The organism is Vibrio sp. 1F169 (assembly GCF_041439605.1).
Lineage (GTDB): Bacteria > Pseudomonadota > Gammaproteobacteria > Enterobacterales > Vibrionaceae > Vibrio > Vibrio tasmaniensis_A.
The window spans coordinates 1-18,105 of the sequence record NZ_JBGOOI010000054.1; the positions used below are offsets into that span (position 1 = coordinate 1).

Annotated in this window: 16 protein-coding genes; 10 read left to right on the forward strand and 6 right to left on the reverse strand. The window is 44.4% G+C overall.

The features are described from left to right. The first annotated feature begins 149 nt into the window (after positions 1–149). Entirely contained in the window at positions 150–314 is a 165-nt protein-coding gene (locus ACED53_RS17355; RefSeq protein ID WP_371692890.1) for a hypothetical protein, read from the forward strand. A gap of 100 nt (positions 315–414) precedes the next feature. Here ACED53_RS17355 and ACED53_RS17360 read toward each other — a convergent pair whose 3' ends face one another. Next, a complete protein-coding gene (locus ACED53_RS17360) occupies positions 415–1,203 on the reverse strand; it encodes a helix-turn-helix domain-containing protein (RefSeq protein WP_017101015.1) in 789 nt (262 codons plus the stop codon). A gap of 98 nt (positions 1,204–1,301) precedes the next feature. Between ACED53_RS17360 and ACED53_RS17365 the strand changes: the two genes are divergently transcribed. The 3 genes from ACED53_RS17365 to ACED53_RS17375 all read left to right on the forward strand — a co-directional run bounded on the left by ACED53_RS17365 (position 1,302) and on the right by ACED53_RS17375 (position 4,097). Then, the gene (locus ACED53_RS17365) at positions 1,302–2,195 is read left to right on the forward strand and encodes a DMT family transporter (RefSeq protein ID WP_017101014.1); all 894 of its coding nucleotides are present in this window, start codon (positions 1,302–1,304) and stop codon (positions 2,193–2,195) included. Between the two features lie 895 nt (positions 2,196–3,090). Then, complete coding sequence (locus ACED53_RS17370) at positions 3,091–3,594, forward strand: acyl-CoA thioesterase (protein ID WP_012600206.1); 504 nt, start codon at positions 3,091–3,093, stop codon at positions 3,592–3,594. A 230-nt stretch (positions 3,595–3,824) separates the two neighbouring features. After that, positions 3,825–4,097 carry a hypothetical protein gene (locus ACED53_RS17375; protein WP_012600205.1) on the forward strand — a complete coding sequence of 91 codons (273 nt, stop codon included), beginning with the start codon at positions 3,825–3,827 and terminating at the stop codon, positions 4,095–4,097. A 597-nt stretch (positions 4,098–4,694) separates the two neighbouring features. Here ACED53_RS17375 and malG read toward each other — a convergent pair. The 3 genes from malG to malE form a co-directional block, all read right to left on the reverse strand. Further along, positions 4,695–5,585 carry a maltose ABC transporter permease MalG gene (gene malG / locus ACED53_RS17380; RefSeq protein WP_009845806.1) on the reverse strand — a complete coding sequence of 297 codons (891 nt, stop codon included), beginning with the start codon at positions 5,583–5,585 and terminating at the stop codon, positions 4,695–4,697. Positions 5,586–5,596: 11 nt separating this feature from the next. Beyond that, positions 5,597–7,168 carry a maltose ABC transporter permease MalF gene (malF, locus tag ACED53_RS17385; protein WP_017101013.1) on the reverse strand — a complete coding sequence of 524 codons (1,572 nt, stop codon included), beginning with the start codon at positions 7,166–7,168 and terminating at the stop codon, positions 5,597–5,599. Positions 7,169–7,246: 78 nt separating this feature from the next. Then, positions 7,247–8,431, reverse strand: a complete 1,185-nt coding sequence (malE, locus tag ACED53_RS17390) for a maltose/maltodextrin ABC transporter substrate-binding protein MalE (protein WP_009845808.1) — start codon at positions 8,429–8,431, stop codon at positions 7,247–7,249. A 665-nt stretch (positions 8,432–9,096) separates the two neighbouring features. Here malE and malK point away from each other — a divergent pair. After that, a complete protein-coding gene (malK, locus tag ACED53_RS17395; protein ID WP_009845809.1) occupies positions 9,097–10,209 on the forward strand; it encodes a maltose/maltodextrin ABC transporter ATP-binding protein MalK in 1,113 nt (370 codons plus the stop codon). Positions 10,210–10,487: 278 nt separating this feature from the next. On the opposite strand, the gene ACED53_RS17400 is transcribed toward malK, so the two are convergent. Both ACED53_RS17400 and ACED53_RS17405 read right to left on the reverse strand, forming a co-directional pair. Next, entirely contained in the window at positions 10,488–10,688 is a 201-nt protein-coding gene (locus ACED53_RS17400; RefSeq protein WP_009845810.1) for a chromosome segregation ATPase, read from the reverse strand. A 208-nt stretch (positions 10,689–10,896) separates the two neighbouring features. Next, on the reverse strand, positions 10,897–12,813 hold the full coding sequence (locus ACED53_RS17405; RefSeq protein ID WP_017101012.1) for a methyl-accepting chemotaxis protein: 1,917 nt from the start codon (positions 12,811–12,813) through the stop codon (positions 10,897–10,899). Positions 12,814–13,275: 462 nt separating this feature from the next. Here ACED53_RS17405 and ACED53_RS17410 point away from each other — a divergent pair, with 462 nt between their 5' ends. The 5 genes from ACED53_RS17410 to ACED53_RS17430 form a co-directional block, all read left to right on the forward strand. Next, positions 13,276–14,232: a MoxR family ATPase gene (locus ACED53_RS17410; RefSeq protein WP_017101011.1), complete on the forward strand. Its 957-nt coding sequence runs from the start codon at positions 13,276–13,278 to the stop codon at positions 14,230–14,232. A 10-nt stretch (positions 14,233–14,242) separates the two neighbouring features. Continuing rightward, positions 14,243–15,169 carry a DUF58 domain-containing protein gene (locus ACED53_RS17415; RefSeq protein WP_029223170.1) on the forward strand — a complete coding sequence of 309 codons (927 nt, stop codon included), beginning with the start codon at positions 14,243–14,245 and terminating at the stop codon, positions 15,167–15,169. Then, positions 15,166–15,651, forward strand: coding sequence for a DUF4381 domain-containing protein (locus ACED53_RS17420; protein ID WP_017101010.1), 486 nt, complete (start codon positions 15,166–15,168; stop codon positions 15,649–15,651). The genes ACED53_RS17415 and ACED53_RS17420 overlap by 4 nt, the downstream gene beginning before the upstream one ends. Then, on the forward strand, positions 15,644–16,636 hold the full coding sequence (locus ACED53_RS17425; RefSeq protein WP_029225498.1) for a VWA domain-containing protein: 993 nt from the start codon (positions 15,644–15,646) through the stop codon (positions 16,634–16,636). Before ACED53_RS17420 ends, ACED53_RS17425 begins: the two co-directional genes overlap by 8 nt. Further along, the coding region (locus ACED53_RS17430; RefSeq protein WP_371715274.1) for a VWA domain-containing protein at positions 16,629–18,105 on the forward strand (1,477 nt) is incomplete at its 3' end. The genes ACED53_RS17425 and ACED53_RS17430, both read left to right, overlap by 8 nt.

An 18,105-nucleotide genomic window follows, 5' to 3' on the forward strand; every position in this document is an offset into this window, starting at 1 on the left:
ACAGCTCGGAAGGATCCTTCAACCGATCACTTTGGCTTTAACTGATCGGCATTAGTATTAGGCTCGTGGTTTTTCTTGTCTTTCTTTGGCTTATGTACGTCTGCATGTTTTGCGCTGCTGATGTATATTTCATGAGGATAAACAAAATAATGACCACGTATAACCAGCATGGAACGTTCAATTGGTTCGAGGTCGATGGAGAAACGTACATACTGTTCAAGGTCGGCAGCAACAGTGCTCTATTGAATCAAGACTATGAGGATGTCACCGAACAACAGAGCGAAATATACAGGCTGTTGAGTGCGATTCCATAATCTCCTACTGCACGTATTCACTTATGGTGTATCTATTCATTTATGTTCTCTCTACTCACTAATTAGCGAAAACATCCGTTCTGTTAGGAACAACAACGAACTACAACAAACGGTTCTTATACTGTTCTGGCGTTTGGTTCGCGTAACGTTTGAACATGGTGATAAATGGACTTGCTTGGTTATAACCCAATGTAAGGGCGACCTCTTTAACCGATTGGCCGTTTCTCAACAAGTCCATAGAGTATAGGTAGCGCACTCGCAGTCGCCACTCGGTAAAGCTCATACCAAGCTCCGTCTGGCAATGACGAGAAAGGGTTCTTTCCGTGGTGTGGACACGTTCAGCCCAATCTTTCAGTGTCACTTCGTCGGTTGGGTTCTCTTCAACAGAAGCCAATATTGGCGCTAGATACTTATTATCGGTTGAAGGCAAGAAGTGGTGTTCAACCTCACGCTGCGCAAGTTGGTCAAGCAGTACCTGAACGAGCCTTTGATCTTGCTCTGTTTCCGCAACATTGATTCCACGCTCGCGAAAGTCATCGATAATAGAAGACACAATCGGCGTGATCTTTATAAGGCTGGTTTTATCTGGCAGATGTTGCGTGAGTTCTGGAGCAATATTTAGCGAGCAGTAGTCCAAAGGCTTACGGTTATAACTGCAATGCATCACCCCGGCTGGTACCCAAATCGCTAAATGTGGCGGCGCTAGAAATCGGGTGCTTTCCGCTTCCATCTCTAATATACCGCCACTGATCAATTGAACCTGTCCCCATGAGTGGCTATGAACTCGGGTTTCAGTGTTCGAAAGAAACGCTTCAAAATTCATAAATACGTTGGATGGTGCCTTATCAATTGATAAGGATGGATGAAGGTTTCTGGAGTGTTTTTTCAAACTTGTCTTCCTATCGCGCCTGATGTCTTTCTAAAGATACTTGTAAGTATAACGACCTGTCAAACTAGCCGCATCAACTCATTTGCGACGGAATTCACATGCATTATCTCTTACCATTTTTTACAGTCTGTATCTGGGCCGCCAATGCAATCGTCAACAAGCTTGCTGCAAGCACCATAGAACCTAGCGCGATGAGTTTTTACCGCTGGTTTTTTGCGATGTTAATTCTCACGCCTTTCTGCATTCGCCCAGTGATGAAACAGTGGGCTGTCATTAAGCCAAACTTATCTAAATTAGCGTTCCTCGGCTTTTTAGGCATGGTGTTGAACCAATCTCTAGGTTACTACGCAGGCTTAACCACAACCGCTTCTAACATGGCATTGATCACGTCTTTAGTCCCGTTAATCAGTGTGTTTCTAAGCGTTCCTTTATTGCACAAGTCGATTTCTAGTTTGAGTATTGTGGGTGGTGTATTGTCACTGTCAGGCTTAGCTCTGATGTTAGGTAAAGGCGACCCGTTATTCTTCATGCATCAAGAATTGACTCAAGGCGATGGCTATATGTTAATTGCGGCCTTTGTTTATGCTTCTTACTGTGTGTTATTGAAACGCTGGAAAATGCCAATCAGTAGCTGGGTGGTGATTTACATTCAGGGTCTGTTTGCTGTCGCGATGCTTACGCCACTTTGGCTTACCAGCGAACAGCTTTTACCACCGCAACAAGCGCTCCCATTGATAGCTTACGCCGCGGTGGCCGCTTCGATTTTAGCGCCTTGGATGTGGGTGAAAGCGATTGACACGATTGGCGCGGATTCAAGCGCGATGTTTATGAATCTGATGCCAGTTATCGCGATTGTATTGGCTTCCACCTGGCTGGGTGAAAAGATTAGCCAGTTCCACATCATTGGTGGTGTGATGGTGATTTCAGGCGTCATCCTCACGCAAATCAAAAGAAAGCCAAGGCTTGAGGCTCCCTTACCTCAGCAAAACTAACCCCGCTTAACCTGCGACAATGCCCATTCCATTTTCCACTCAATACCTGCCTCGTTAGCAGGTACTTTTGCTTATTTTCAATTTCTCGATTCATGCTCTCTGATTTTATTTTTCGTTCATGAAGCTTTTAAGTACGCTTAATAATGGTGTTTGCTATTGCAATATCTCGCCAACTTCCATTTAATGCACTAAGTACGGTTTAAGTGTTCAAAGCGTTAGAATAACTCTCCAGAAAGCAGGTAACTGTTGCTCTAATCGCTCTCCTATGTTCACACGGCTCATGTAACCCAGGTCGCCATGAGCCATTTAGAAAGATTATGGCAACGAAAGAACCGTCTAGTCACTTTGGTTTATACAAAAGTGAATACTTTAAAATCGATATAAATTTAGCTTTAATACCTTAATTTACCGACAAATACAGATTATTATTGCAAAATGTATTAAACGAGTTTTCTAGCAATAATACGAAAGGAAATATCTACGCGAAGGTTCTATACTTTTCAGAACAGAAAGTGAGCTGATAAGAAAACAAACCTAACTATCGTTTTGGGATTAATTAAGATACCATCACTTTAACTAAACCAGATAAGCGACGGTTAGTTGGCTAACTCAAAAAGGTACCGATATGAGTACCACACGGCTTAGAAACACCTAGCATTCCGCTAGGTGTTTTTTTTTTGCAATCCACCCTTCCGCCAACTTGCTCGATAGAGTACTCCTCTGTTGGAGAGTCACATCCACCTCCTTTAAACATCAATAGTCATCAACTCGCCATCTGTTTGAAAAAATAGTCTTGTTCGTGAGATTATCCGCTTTAATTTATGTCATCTTAAGTATATTGTTATTAGCAAGTAACGAGCATGTTATTCAGAACAATAATAATGAAGGAAGATAGATGAGCAGTCACAATAGCCGACAAGATGGTAAACGAGACGTTACTCTGCGTTTTTTAGCTGAACCCGGGGATGTGAACTTTGGTGGTAAAGTTCATGGTGGTGCCGTAATGAAATGGGTCGATTTAGCGGCTTACGCTTGTTCTGCTGGATGGAGTGGTAAGTACTGTATTACCGCTTACGCTGGTGGTATTCGATTCGTTGCTCCAATCCATGTGGGTAACCTTGTTGAAGTAAGTGCGAAGGTCATTTATACAGGGTCATCTTCTATGCACATCGCTATCGATGTTCAAGCCAGCGACCCAAAAGAACTCAACAACCGCCTAACGACTCACTGTATCGTTATTATGGTCGCTGTTGATGAAAATGGTAACCCGACTAAAGTGCCAGAATGGGTACCAGAAACATCAGAAGACATCGAATTAAGAGATTCTGCTATTCGTCTAATGAACATGCGAAAACAGATCGGTGAAGAGATGGAAGCACACGTAAAGTATCTTAAATAGGCGCCACTAACAGATCTACCCTACAAAACCTTATTACGATGCCAGGCAGTACTTGCTTGGCATTTTCAATTCCCTCTCTATACCCAAGTAAATCCGTTACACACCTAATGCTGACTATAAAGCGTGATACCCAGTCAAAAGTTAAAATGATCCGATACTTGTTCACGGATTTATTTTGACTGTAATAAAGTCGTCATTTTGCTCTGTTTAAATACCGCCAATCATAATGGATGTATTTAAATTTCTTGGAGCCACTTTTGAGCACAACATTTCCCACCCTTTGCGAATCTACACTGACGAACTTGAAGGCAGTTGAGTATCAATGGGTTAGAAGTTTGTACGTCGAAGGCTACGACACGAATGAAATTAACCACTATATCCAAGCTTGTTTTGGCGGTGATCAGACGTTTGCGGATCTGTTTCGTCGCGTAGCTCTTTATCAAGACAGCATCTATGTTTTACTTCAGCATTTAGGTTGCGCACCTTCTAGCAAAGAGTTCTAGTCTCACATCACCTCTTCCTTTTTCCCTTCCCTTTTTGAAATATTTACCACTAAATCAATAACTACCGAGAATACCCACCACAAAAAATTAACACGAGCCTGCCTTTATAGGCACTTTCTGTGTAATAGACCGATCCGTTGCATGCAAATTATTGAAGTATCACGCATGGAAATATTACACATATATCAATAGAGCTGTGGCCCCCTATACTGAGTGTCTGATTTGTGAGACTCGTTGATGTCTTCAATTAGAGAGATGAAACCGGAAAAATCCAGGAAAGAGGTACTTCAGTATTTAATGACTGAAAGAAACCAAAAAGACTGAGATAGAGATAGAGATAGAGATAGAGATAGAGATAGAGATAGAGATAGAGATAGAGATAAAAGTAGCGGGCATAAAAAAACCCAAGTAAGTACCTGGGTTAGAGTTACAAAAACCACTAATCATTAATAGCGTAAGGAACCTGATTAGTAGCCAGCTATGCGTAACCTGAGGGTTATTTTTATTACTGATCGGCGGCCAAACCAAATGATGTAATAAAAATGCCAATATAGAGCGACCTAACGGTCGCTCTTTTGTCTTTCTTATAAGGACAGCTTATCCTTTTACACCACCCGACGTCAAACCGCCAACTAACCAACGCTGAGCCAGTAAGAACACGATAGTAATCGGAAGTGCGGAAAGTACCGCTGCTGCCGCAAAGTCGCCCCATAAGTAGTTCTGAGGATATAGGTACTGCTGCATACCTACCGCTAGCGTGTAAGAGTTCACGTCCGATAATAGGATGGAAGCAACTGGTACCTCACCAACAACACCAATGAAAGATAAAATGAATACAACCGCTAGGATGGGTACTGACAGTGGTAATAGAACCAATCTGAACGCTTGCCAAGGTGTTGCGCCATCTAATGCTGCAGCTTCTTCCAAAGAGTTATCAATCGTCTCAAAGTAGCCCTTAATCGTCCAAACGTGTAATGCAATACCGCCCAAGTACGAGAAGATCAGACCGCCATGCGTATTCAAGCCTAAGAATGGGATGTATTGCCCTAATTTGTCGAACAGTGCGTAGATAGCCACTAGAGCCAATACCGCAGGGAACATTTGAAAAATCATCATCGCTTTCAGGATAGTTTCTTTACCTTTAAAGCGCATACGAGCAAATGCGTAAGCCGATGTTGTCGACAGTGTAACAATAAGAATTGACGTAATACCCGCTACTTTTATTGAGTTCCACAGCCAAGTCAGTACTGGGAATGGAGGCGGAGTAACTGAGCCATCAGCATTCGTCACTGACATACCCAGAGCCAATTTCCAGTGTTCCAAAGATGGGTTGTCTGGAATCAAGCTACCGGTTGCAAAGTTACCTTCGCGGAATGAGATAGCAATAATCATCAGTAGTGGGAAAATAATTAGCGCTAAGAAGCACCACAGCGCAATATGCGTTGCCCATACTCGGTATTTAAGGCTCTTACCTTGTACCATAGCCATTGTCGTGCTCCTTAATCTTGAGTCAATTTAGTGAAACGAAGGTTTAGTAACGCTAGGGCACCAACCAATAGGAAGATAAGCGTTGCGATTGCACTTGCTAGACCAAAGTCTTGACCACCACCGCCTTCGAATGCAATTCGGTACGTGTAGCTTACAAGCAAGTCTGTGTAACCCGCTGGCTCAGAAGTACCAATCATGTTCGGGCCACCGTTCGTCAATAGTTGAATCATGACAAAGTTATTGAAGTTAAAGGCAAACGCTGCAATCAATAGCGGTGTTAACGGTTTTATCATCAATGGAAAAGTGATTCGCTTGAAGTTATCAAGGAAGTTAGCACCATCGATTGCTGACGCTTCGTACAAATCTTCAGGAATCGCTTTTAGTAGACCCATACATAGAATCATCATGTAAGGGAAGCCTAGCCAAGTGTTAACAATCAACACCATGGTTTTCGCTAAGATCGGGTCGGAGAACCAGTTTGGGCTTAAACCAAAGATACTCTCAAGCACCATGTTAATCTCACCAAAGCTCTGGTTGAATAGGCCCTTAAAGATAAGAATCGAGATAAATGCTGGTACGGCGTAAGGCAAAATTAGTAGAACACGATACACAGCACGGCCTTTCAGCTCTTCCCACTGCACAACGTTTGCCAGAACCAAACCAATTGCAAGTGTGAAGGCTACCGTACAAATGGAGAATACAACCGTCCAAATAAAGATACTGATAAACGGTTCTTTGATGCCGTCATCTTTCCAAACACGTTCAAAGTTGGCTGTACCAATGTCTACAACAAATCCTGGAGAAATGGTGTTACCGATAAACTCACCTTTCTCGTCAACCGGTTGGTAGAAACCCACTTCCATGTTTGGTTTCAATATTTCACCAGATTCATTGTTGTATAACGTTTCCCCGTCATCTTGAAGAGTGTAAAGCGGTGCAACGGCAGCAAATTTACGTAAGCCGCTCATGCGGATGTCATCACCATTTGGCATATGGAAATCGACACCACTGATCACAGAGCGATTTTGGATGATCGCTTTGATCTTCTCTTTTTCACCTTGTACAGAGTCAATTGCAGATAGGTCCATCTCTGTTGATGTCATGCCTTCCAGAGAAAATACATCAGTTGCTAACAGCTGGTCGCCATCTTTCACAACGATCTGGTGACCGTTATCTGTTTTGTACAAAGTGAATGGGTAGCTTTCACCGCTTTGGAATGAACGGTCTAAAAGAACGGTTTGAGTACGCTCTAGAGAGAGCTGGTTTTTTGCGCTGTAGTTAGTAAACGCAAGCCCTACGGTATATGCCAGTGGGAAAAGAATGAATAAGATCATTCCGGCAATACCGGGGTAAATATAACGGTGGGCGTAAGTTTTCTTACTACCAAAAATGTAAAGAGCCAAAGCCGTTAAAATCACAGTAAGCAGCGCAAATGCGAGCTCACCGCGAGAATACATTAAAATTGTAGCGTAGCCATTAATTAAGCCAACACTACCAAGCAACCCCCATTTGATGAAGACGCTTTTACTGCCTGGAAGGCTTGATGGTGCCGGGATCGCATCTGAACCTTGAACTGACTGCATAGAGGAACCTGCTAACGAGATATAAAAATAGAAAAGTAAGGAGAGGTTGCCCCCTCCTTAAAAGGTAGTGCTTGGTTGTTACTTAGTCATTCGAGCTTCAGCACCTTTTAGTGCTTGCTCTACTGATTGACGGCTATCAACTACGTTGCCAATAGCTTCTTCCATGCTGTACCAGAATGTTGTGAACTGAGGGATGTTAGGCATGATTTCGCCGTTCATCGCGTTATCCATTGTTGCTGCAATACGAGTGTCGCTGTCTAGTTGACGTTGGAAAGAGTTAAGAGCAACAGCGCCTAGTGGCTTGTCGTCGTTCAAGCTCTTCATACCTTCATCAGTTAGTAGGTAGTTTTCCATAAACTCAACGGCTAGATCACGGTTTGGAGAAGCGGTGCTGATACCACCAGCCCATACACCAACGAATGGCTTAGACGCTTTACCGTTGAACTTAGGCAATGTTGCTACGCCGTAATCTACGCCAGCTTTCTCGATGTTTGCCCAGCCCCAAGGACCGTTAATTGTCATTGCAACGTTACCCGCTACGAATTCAGACTCAGCAACTGAGTAATCCATATCCGCAGAAATAACTTTGTCTTTTACCATCTTCTCAATGAAACCTAGAGACTTCTGAACACCGTCAGTCGCTACGCCTGCATCTTTAATGTCGTAACCTTCCGCTGTTTGCTTGAACGCGTAACCGCCGTCAGCTGCAAGTAGAGGCCATGTGAAGTAAGCGCCACCACGTAGAGGCCACATGATTGCTTTCTTGCCATCTTTTTGAAGCTTAGCGTTTAGTGCAGGGATCTCTTCCCAAGACTTAGGTGGGTTAGGGACAAGTGCTTTGTTGTAGATAAGAGAAACTGACTCAACTGCAACTGGGTAAGCGATTGTTTTACCGTCGTAAGAAACAGCATCCCATGCGAAGTCTACGATACCTTCTTTAGTTTCTTTAGAAGGTTTGATATCAACAAGAAGACCGGCTTCTGCAAAACCACCAAAACGGTCGTGTGCGTAGAAAATCATGTCTGGGCCATCGCCAGCTGCTGCAACCTGAGAGAATTTCTCTTCTAGTTTGTCAGGGAAAGCGACGGTTACTTTAACACCAGTATCTTCTTCAAAGCGTTTACCTACTTCAGCCATTCCTTCATAAGCTTTGTCGCCACCAACCCAAATAGTTAGTTGACCTTCTTCGATAGCAGCGTTTGCACCAAAAGAACCCAGAGCAACGATTGTGCCTAGAGCTACAGCGCTTAGAGCGTTTTTCATGTCAATATCCTTTTTATATTTATACGTAGGGCGCATTCAATTAAGACGAGCCAGTTTTCGGAGGCTATGATCTGAGAAAATCAATGACAGCTCATCATCCTAGCCACTACGCCCTAGCTATTATGGCCTAATTTCGTGATCGTCATCCGGTAAGATTGGCGAGCGAAGTCACAAAGTAGATACTCATCGTGATCCACATCACCGTTATGCGGTGGATTTATTTGAACTGGATCGCCAGTTATAGATAACCCCCTTTATCTACTCCTCCCCTCCTACTCCCCCTAGTTAATTTTCTATTGGGAGGATGTACCATTACGCGAATTCACCGAAACTGCATTCATCCAAGAGTGGATAGTAAGAACCCTTTACCAGCGAATGTTATGCGTTGACGCATTCTTCATTTAGTTGGCTTCACTGCCCGCTGTTGTCTTTATTAAGCATCGAGCTAAATCTGTGATTGAATCACGGGGGAGATTTAGCTGGATGTGGGGGAAATAGGCACCAGTTTGGCTATGACGGGTGGGCTTGGTTAAAGAATCCAAGTCCCACCCACTTTTTTCTTACTCACTCAATACTTACCAATTCCTACAGTTACTGCTGACCCAAAAATTCCTTATAATGATAAGCAGTAAAACTTAAAATTTGATCGATCGAGGACAAGCTAGATGGCGAGTGTCACGTTAAAAAACGTTTATAAATCATATGGTGATGTACAGATTTCTAAGGACGTAACCTTAGACATCAACGAAGGTGAGTTCGTAGTATTCGTTGGACCATCAGGTTGTGGTAAATCGACGCTATTACGCTGTATCGCGGGTCTAGAAGATATTACGTCTGGTGATTTGTACATTGGTGATCAACGCATGAACGATGTTGAGCCATCAAAACGTGGTGTGGGTATGGTATTCCAATCTTACGCGCTCTACCCGCACCTAAATCTCTACGACAACATGTCTTTTGGTCTTAAACTGGCAAACGCCGATAAAGCTGAAATTGACAAGCGTGTAGAACATGCTGCAGAAATCCTTCAGCTTGGTCACCTTCTTGAACGTCAACCTAAAGCATTGTCTGGTGGTCAACGTCAACGTGTTGCGATCGGTCGTACTCTGGTTTCTCAACCAAACGTATTCCTACTTGATGAACCTCTATCTAACCTGGATGCAGCACTGCGTGTTCAAATGCGTTCACAAATCACTAAGCTACAGCGTCAACTGGGCTGTACCATGATTTATGTAACACACGACCAAGTTGAAGCGATGACAATGGCGGATAAAATCGTTGTGCTTGATGGTGGTTTTGTTTCTCAAGTGGGTAAACCTCTTGATCTTTACCACTATCCTCAAAACCGTTTCGTTGCTGGCTTTATTGGCTCACCAAAAATGAACTTTATGTCGGTTCACATCGAACAAGCTGAAGCAGAACGCGTATTGGTACAACTTTCAAACGGTATGACTTTCTGGATCCCAGTTGATGGCACGACTGTCAACGCTGGTGACCGTATGTCTCTAGGTGTTCGTCCTGAGCACTTATTGTCTGCTGAAACAGGTGATGCGACGATTGAAGCTGATGTGTTGATGGTCGAGAAGCTCGGTAACGAAACACAAGTTTACCTAAACCTCGACAGTGCCGATGCTGACGTTATCTATCGCCAGCCAGACACGTTGACGATTGAGTCTGGTGACAAGCTAGCGATTGGTATTCCTGCACACCGTTGTCACTTGTTCCATAGCGATGGTAGAGCATGTCGTCGCTTGTACAAAGAGTACGGCACCGACTAATCGGTTCGTCTTTTTAGGATATAACTTGCCCATATCGAATCCCTCTTACCTTGTAAGGGGGATTTCTCATTTTCTGACAACGAGTTTTACTTTCATTAAATAGATCGCGCTTTGTCTGTTGTCTGTTGTCTGTTGTCTGTTGTCTGTTGTCTGTTCAGTATAAAAACAAAAAAGGCCTAGCGAATGCTAGACCTTTATCTGTTGGAGCTAAAAGCCACCCTATCTAAACGATAAAGATATAGGCTTGCTCAACTTTAATACCAATCGTAGTAAATAACTTAGTGAATTGGCGTATCACTTGTTTTATTGAACTGGCCAAAATGCTGTTCTAACACTTCAGGTGTCAGTTTGCCTTCCGCTTCTAGTCGCTTAAATTCAGCAACGATCGCTTTTTGCTCTTCAAGTGATGGAAGTTTCACTTCAGGCTCATCGCCCATCTCTTGAGTCATCTGCTCTAGTTCTTTTTCAAAATCGCTCATGATACTTACCTAAATATTAAACCTAGCGAGATTTTACTCATTTACGCTCTATGATGCTAGGGCGATTAGGTGCAAAGCCCGAAACCAGATCAAGTGAACATCAGCTTAAATGCAGAACTGCGGTCTGAATGGCGACGTTCAACGTAAAAAGCCGGGTTCACGTGAAATGAATCCGGCTCCAATGTAAGTGTTGCAAGTTTATCCGCTATTAAAGCTTAAACGAGCCAACCATCTTATCTAGACGAGAAGAAAGCTGTTGAAGTTCTTGGCTCGCTTCAGCAAGCTGCTCTGCGGTTCCAGTCGTCACTTCGTTAATCGCGTTGATTTCTTCAATATTCTGGTTGATGGTATGAACTACGGTTGATTGCTCTTCCGTTGCCGTTGCCACTTGAGTGTTACGATCAGTGATATCAACGATACGGTCTGAAATACCACCCAGTACGTCCACCGCTTCATCCGACGCCGATACGCCTTCAAGTGTAATCATTTTGCCTGCACTCATCGCCGTTACGGCATCTTTAGCATCACTTTGCAGTTGGTTGATCATCTTCTGAATCTCTTCAGTAGAATCTGCGGTACGGCTTGCTAGGTTACGAACCTCATCGGCTACAACGGCAAAGCCGCGACCTTGTTCACCCGCACGCGCAGCTTCAATAGCAGCGTTCAGAGCTAGTAGGTTGGTTTGTTCAGAGATGTCACGAATTACACCCAAAATAGAGCCAATGTCTTGAGTCGTTGAAGCTAACTGCTCTACCACTTGACCTGTACTTTCGATGTCTTGCGCTAAACGGCTGATCGCGTCTTTTGCTTTGTTTACCACAGATCGGCCTACTTCAGTATTGCCTGAAGCCTGTGTTGCCGTTTCCGCAGCCGTTGCCGCATTCGATGCAATCTCGCTGATTGTCATGCCCATCTGGTTAATGGCTGCAACTACCTGAAGAGTTTGATCTCGTTGTTCTTGGCTATTGTCGTGGGTGATGTGTGCTTTATTAGAAACACTCTCAGCGGCGACTTGAAGTGCTTGGCTTGTAGAAAACACCTCTTTCATCGACTCGTGAATCTTTTCGATGAATCCATTAAAGCCCTTTGAAAGCTGTGCAATTTCATCGTTGCCTTTCACTTCGATACGCTGAGCAAGGTCACCGTCACCTTCGCCAAGGTCACCGAATCGCTTAGCCAAAAGTTTAATCGGTTGAGTAATACTGTTTGCTAGCACTACGCCCATCAGAATAAAGATTAACGCTACAACAGCGGTCATGATCAGCATCTGTTTAGCCGTTGCATCAAGCTCAGCAAAAACTTCGCTCGTCGGAACTTCACCAACAACGAACCAATCCATTGACGGCACATACAAACTCGCGACAAACAACTCTTGTCCTTTATGTTCCGTTGTAATCAGGTTAAATCCTGACTTGCTTAACAACTGACTAGATTGAGGACCGTAAAGTTGTTGAAGTGATGAATCACTAAGCGAACGTTCGCGATGAATTTGAACATCACCTTGGCTATTCGTTAAGAAAACAAAACCGGTATCTTCGATCTTAAAACTATTGAGTAGACTTACCATGTCACCCATCGATTTCGATAAGCCAGACATCGCTAAACCAGAAGGTTGTTGGTAGTTAGCGAACATTTTCACTTCACCTGTCGCTTCTTGGAACATACTGACCATTGTCTGCTGGCCAGATTGCGTAAAGCCAAAGAACCAACCATCTTGCTGTTGATTGAGTTGACGCAAGAAGCCATCTTGGTTCCAGTAGTAGGCCGTTTGACGGTTTGCTACCGAGGCATCATTTAGCTGGTATTGGTTACGAACATTGTTCAATTGCTTTACTAGCTTGTTCTCTAAGACGGCATCACGATCGGTCGATTCGATAGCGTCAGAAATGAATTCATTCGAAGCAATTTGTTCTGCAGCTAACAATAGCTGAGAGACTTCACGGTCAATTTCACCATTAATTCGCTCTAACATTCCCGGAAGCTCAATATCGACTAATCGATGACTCAAAACATCTCTTGCTTGCTTTTGTGCCATCGCACCGACAATCACCGTTGATGCAAGAACTGCGAAGGTAATTCCAAGTACAACTTTTTGTTTAATACTCAGAGAGTTAGTTTTCAACATATTTGGACCTTTAAAAAGAATCGCTCGTTATTTATATATCCTGAACAGGATTTTTTTGGTGCACTTAAACCAGTAGTGCACTCTCTCCACCATATATCGGCTAAACCCCATCAAACTAGAGAGGTATTTCGCAAAAATTTGTAAGCATGGTGAAACAAAGCAATCATTCTTCTATAGAAAAAACTATCAGCAAGACTAATGCAGTGAAACGTAACCATTCATTTTAATTATCTGGATAATAAGGTTCTACGAAGCTCACTTAACGACAGACCTCTGAAGCTTTGATATATAAAAAACAATTGATATGGTACAAACCATGGCTCAGTGGTTTTTTCTCGTTAACCGCTTGTAAATAATTCCAATTTTGAAAAAATAAATTCCACAAACGTACTGGAACTTTTTCCTAGTAATCAGTGACCAATACTCAAAATAAAAATCAAATGGATACCCAGAGAGTCCAAAATGCACAAAACAAATTTCGAAGTCCTTCAAAACTATTTAGAGTCTCAAATCATTGGTCAAAAAGAGCTTGTTAAGCAGCTGATGATAGCCCTTTTGGCCGATGGTCATATCCTCGTTGAAGGGCCTCCCGGGCTAGCAAAAACTCGCGCAGTAAAATCATTGGCTGACTGTGTCGAGGGAGACTTCCACCGCATTCAATTCACGCCAGATTTGTTACCTGCTGATTTAACGGGTACCGATATATTTCGTCCAGAAACGGGAGAATTCACCTTCCAATCGGGCCCGATTTTCAACTCGCTTATTCTGGCGGATGAGATCAACCGTGCTCCGGCGAAAGTGCAAGCCGCAATGCTAGAAGCGATGGCTGAGAAGCAGGTGACGGCGGGACGAAAAACCTATGCCTTACCCGATTTGTTTTTGGTAATGGCAACGCAAAACCCAATTGAGCAAGAAGGCACTTACCCGCTACCAGAAGCTCAATTAGACCGTTTCTTGCTGCATTTAGAAGTGGCTTATCCAGACATGGAAAGTGAGCTGGAGATTTTGCGCTTAAACAGAGGCGAAGCTCAAGGCAATCAACCAGTTCAACCAGAGCCTATTTCTCAACAAACTATCTTCGAAGCTCGCCAAGAAGTGCTCAACATTCACATGGCAGACACCATTGAGCAGTACATCATCAGATTGGTAATGGCGACGCGCCAACCTAAGCAATACAGCGACCAGCTTGATCAATGGTTAGACATGGGTGTTAGCCCGCGTGCAACCATCGCGTTAGACCGTTGTGCCCGCGCTCACGCTTGGCTTGCAGGACGAGATTACGTCACTCCACAAGATGTTCAAGCGATGGCATTCCCTGTACTGCGTCACCGCCTGCTTCGTAGCTACCACGCACAAGCCGAAGGGGTCACTGCAAACCAAGTGATCGCACACCTTTTCTCGTTGGTTGGTAGCGCATAGGGATACGCGCATGAAGAATCAATTACCCAACCATAGTGACGGCGTCACGTTAAACCTGGACGAACTGCTGCAATACAAAGCGCAGTCTGTTCGCTGGTTGCCTCCAGCCAAGAGCCTGTGGTCGCAACTTAACGGCCAGCACGAAAGCAATCGTAAAGGTCGCGGGATGAATTTCTCTGAGGTTCGTCAATATCAGGCGGGCGACGATATCCGCAGCATTGATTGGCGCGTCACGGCGAGAACAGGCAAGGCGCACACCAAACTGTTTTCTGAAGAAAGAGAACAGCCTGTGATTTTGTTCTTAGATCTGTCGAGCAGTATGATTTTCGGCTCAACCTTGTTGCTTAAATCGGTTCAACTCGCACACTTTGCCAGCCAACTTTGCTGGTTAACCGTCGCTCAAAAAGACCGTATTGGTGCAGTGATCGATACTGGCCAAGAGATCATTGAGATTAAACCCAGTGCTAGCAACCACGCTCCGCTGCGTATTTTACAAAAAGTCATAGAAATCAATAACGCAGCGCTGACTAACCCAAACAATCACAGCAACACAACCTTAGAGCATGGGCTGAAGTCTCTTCATCAGCTTTGCCCGAAAGGCAGCGATATCATTATGCTCAGTGATTTTGTTCGTTATAGCGAAAGTAATTACTCACTTATCAATCAAATACGTCGACATAATCGGGTTCGCTTGGTGCATTTTTACGATCCATTAGAACAAGGTGTCACTGCTTTCAAAGGTTCAAAACAGATCACCGACGGCAATAAAACGCAATGGTTTAACTTTTCATCAAGCAAGGAAAAGGAAAAGCTCAGTCACGCATTTGATCAGAAGCAACAACAGCTTATGCAAATGAGCCTTTCTTTGGCGATCCCATACAGTTCATTGTCTTGTGCGCAATCGTTAATGAGCCAAGTATCAGGAGTTCAGTCATGAATCAACCTCTCGACTTGAGCCCTATTATTACGCCAAGCGCACCGTCATGGTGGCCTTTGGCATGGGGTTGGTGGTTAATCATTATCACAGCCATTGTTCTGATCGCCTTAGTATTTTTCATTGTAAACAAAAGACAAAAGAACCAATACGCGAAGAACGAAGCACTTGCTTGCTTTCGTGATAGTCAGCCTTCAAATACCTTGTCTCCGAGTGCAGCTCAAGACATCGTTCGTCAGGCAGCACTAAGCTATTTCCCACGCGAAAAAGTGGCAGGCTTATCTGGTGATGATTGGTTGGCGTTCTTAGATGCGCAATTGGCGAAGCCGTTGTTCGCCGCAAAACAATCGCAATGGCAACAAGCGCTTTACCAAGATACAACCTTAATGAGCGACGAACAGACAAAGGCTCAACAGCAATTGGTTAATGACTGCGAAATCTGGCTTCGTAAAGCCCTTCCTCCAAAGCGAGGTCGTTATGAATGATTTTCTAAATATGGGTTTACTCGATGTGGAGTTTGTTTGGTGGTGGATGTTTATCCTAGTACCACTGCCGCTCCTTATTTACCTATTCTCACCAAAATCAGAATCAAGCCATGCTCTAAGGCTTCCGTTTTTGCCCGAGGACAGCAATACCAAAACGCCGAGCAGTCGCTTACCCAAAGCCTTGTCAGTCATCATCTGGCTTTTATTGGTAACGGCCATGGCACGCCCAGTTTGGTACGGTGAACCAGTTGAGTTTCAGCCAAAACACCGTGATTTGATGTTGGTTGTCGACCTCTCCGGCTCGATGAGCCAAGAAGACATGCAGTTCAATGGCGAATACATCGATCGCTTATCTGCGGTGAAACATGTATTGAGTGACTTTATTGAGCGACGAAAAGGCGACCGAGTCGGATTGGTGCTATTTGCTGATCACGCCTATCTGCAGACGCCACTGACGTTAGATAGAGACACGCTTTCACAACAACTCAATCAGGCTGTGTTAAAGCTGATTGGTACTCAAACCGCGATTGGTGATGGTATCGGCCTTGCCACCAAAACCTTTGTCGACAGTGACGCCCCTCAGCGTGTGATGATTCTACTCAGTGACGGCAGCAATACCGCAGGCGTATTAGATCCACTAGAAGCGGCGGATATTGCAAAGAAATACAACGCCACAATTTACACCGTGGGTGTCGGTGCGGGTGAAATGATGGTCAAAGAGTTCTTCATGACTCGTAAGGTCAATACTGCTCAAGACTTGGATGAACGTACTCTAATGGAAATAGCCAAACGCACTGGCGGTCAGTACTTCCGAGCGCGAGACAGCAAAGAGCTGGCAACGATTTACGACACCATCAACCAGTTAGAGCCCGTGACGAATGCCACTAAGATCTGGCGACCACAACGAGAGTGGTTTGTCTGGCCTCTGTCTGCGGCAATGTTCTTCGCATTTATGCTGTTAGCCATTAGGAGAAACAATGTCTAACTTTACTTTTATCTACCCATATTGGTTCTTGGCTATTGCCGTGCTGCCCGCTATTTGGTGGCTTAGCAAGAGACAATCCAAGCAAGGGTTATTGGCGTCACACATCGCCCGTTATTTGGCTCCAGAATCGAGCAAGCCCTCGAAAAACCGCAGCACTTATTTCGGTGTTTGGTGGTTGGTCGGTGTCATCGCATTGGCCGGTCCAAGCTTTGAAAAAAATGAACAGCCAAGCTTTGAAAAAACACAGGCGCGAGTTGTGATCATGGATATGTCGATGTCTATGTATGCCACTGATATTAAGCCGAACCGTTTAACACAGGCACGATACAAGGCTTTGGATCTACTATCACTCTGGAAAGAAGGCCTAACGGGAATGGTGGCATACGCCGGAGATGCTTACACCATCAGTCCGCTAACGTCTGACATCAACACCATCAAGAACCTCGTACCCAACCTATCACCAGATATCATGCCCTTCCAAGGCGGCAATGCAGCATCGGCAGTTAAGCTTGCGATTGAGATGATGACTCGTGCTCATATCTATCAAGGCGATCTGGTACTGATTGCTGATGATATTGATGGTCAAGAGAAGAAAGATATCGACTCGCTACTCTCTGGTAGTAATTGGACGTTATCAGTCTTGGCTGTAGGTACGGAAAGCGGCGCGCCGATCTCGTTACCTACAGGTTCGATGTTACAGACCGACTCAGGACAAACCGTGGTTGCGAAAACCAACGTAGGAAATATGCGCGACCTGACTCGTCGCTCTGGTGGCACGTTCACTGAAGTTCAATTTGATAACTCAGACGTTGAACACATCGCAAGTTACCTCGACCGAGTTGCGACAACATCAGAAGTGACTAAAACCAATAACTCACTCAACACCAGAGTGAACAACGGTTTCTGGTTATTGCCGTTTCTGTTACTTCCTGCACTTGGGCTATTTCGAAAAGGGGTCATTTGGTGTGGTCTAGCTGTACTTGTCTCGTTCAGCCAACCGAATACTGCGTTTGCAAATCCTTGGAAAACCGATGACCAAGTGGGTTATCAGTTGTATCAAGATGAGGACTTTCAACAAGCCGCAGAACAATTCGAACAACAAGAATGGAAAGGCATCGCGCAATACAAAGCCGGTGATTTCGAAGCGGCCGAACAGACGCTACAAGGTCTTTCTGGCGAAGATGCTCGCTACAACCTCGCCAATGCACAAGCAAAGCAAAGCAAGTACGACCAAGCGATAAAAGAGTATCAACGTATTCTCGAAAGTAACCCAGAACATGCTTACGCGAAGAAGAATCTAGAGATTGTCGAACAGGCTCGGAAGCAACAGCAACAGCAACAGCAACAGCAACAGCAACAGCAACAGCAAGACGATTCTGAGTCCAAAGACCAAAACGAACAAGACCAGCAAGGTCAGCAAGGTCAGCAAGGTCAGCAAGGTCAGCAAGGTCAGCAAGGTCAGCAAGGTC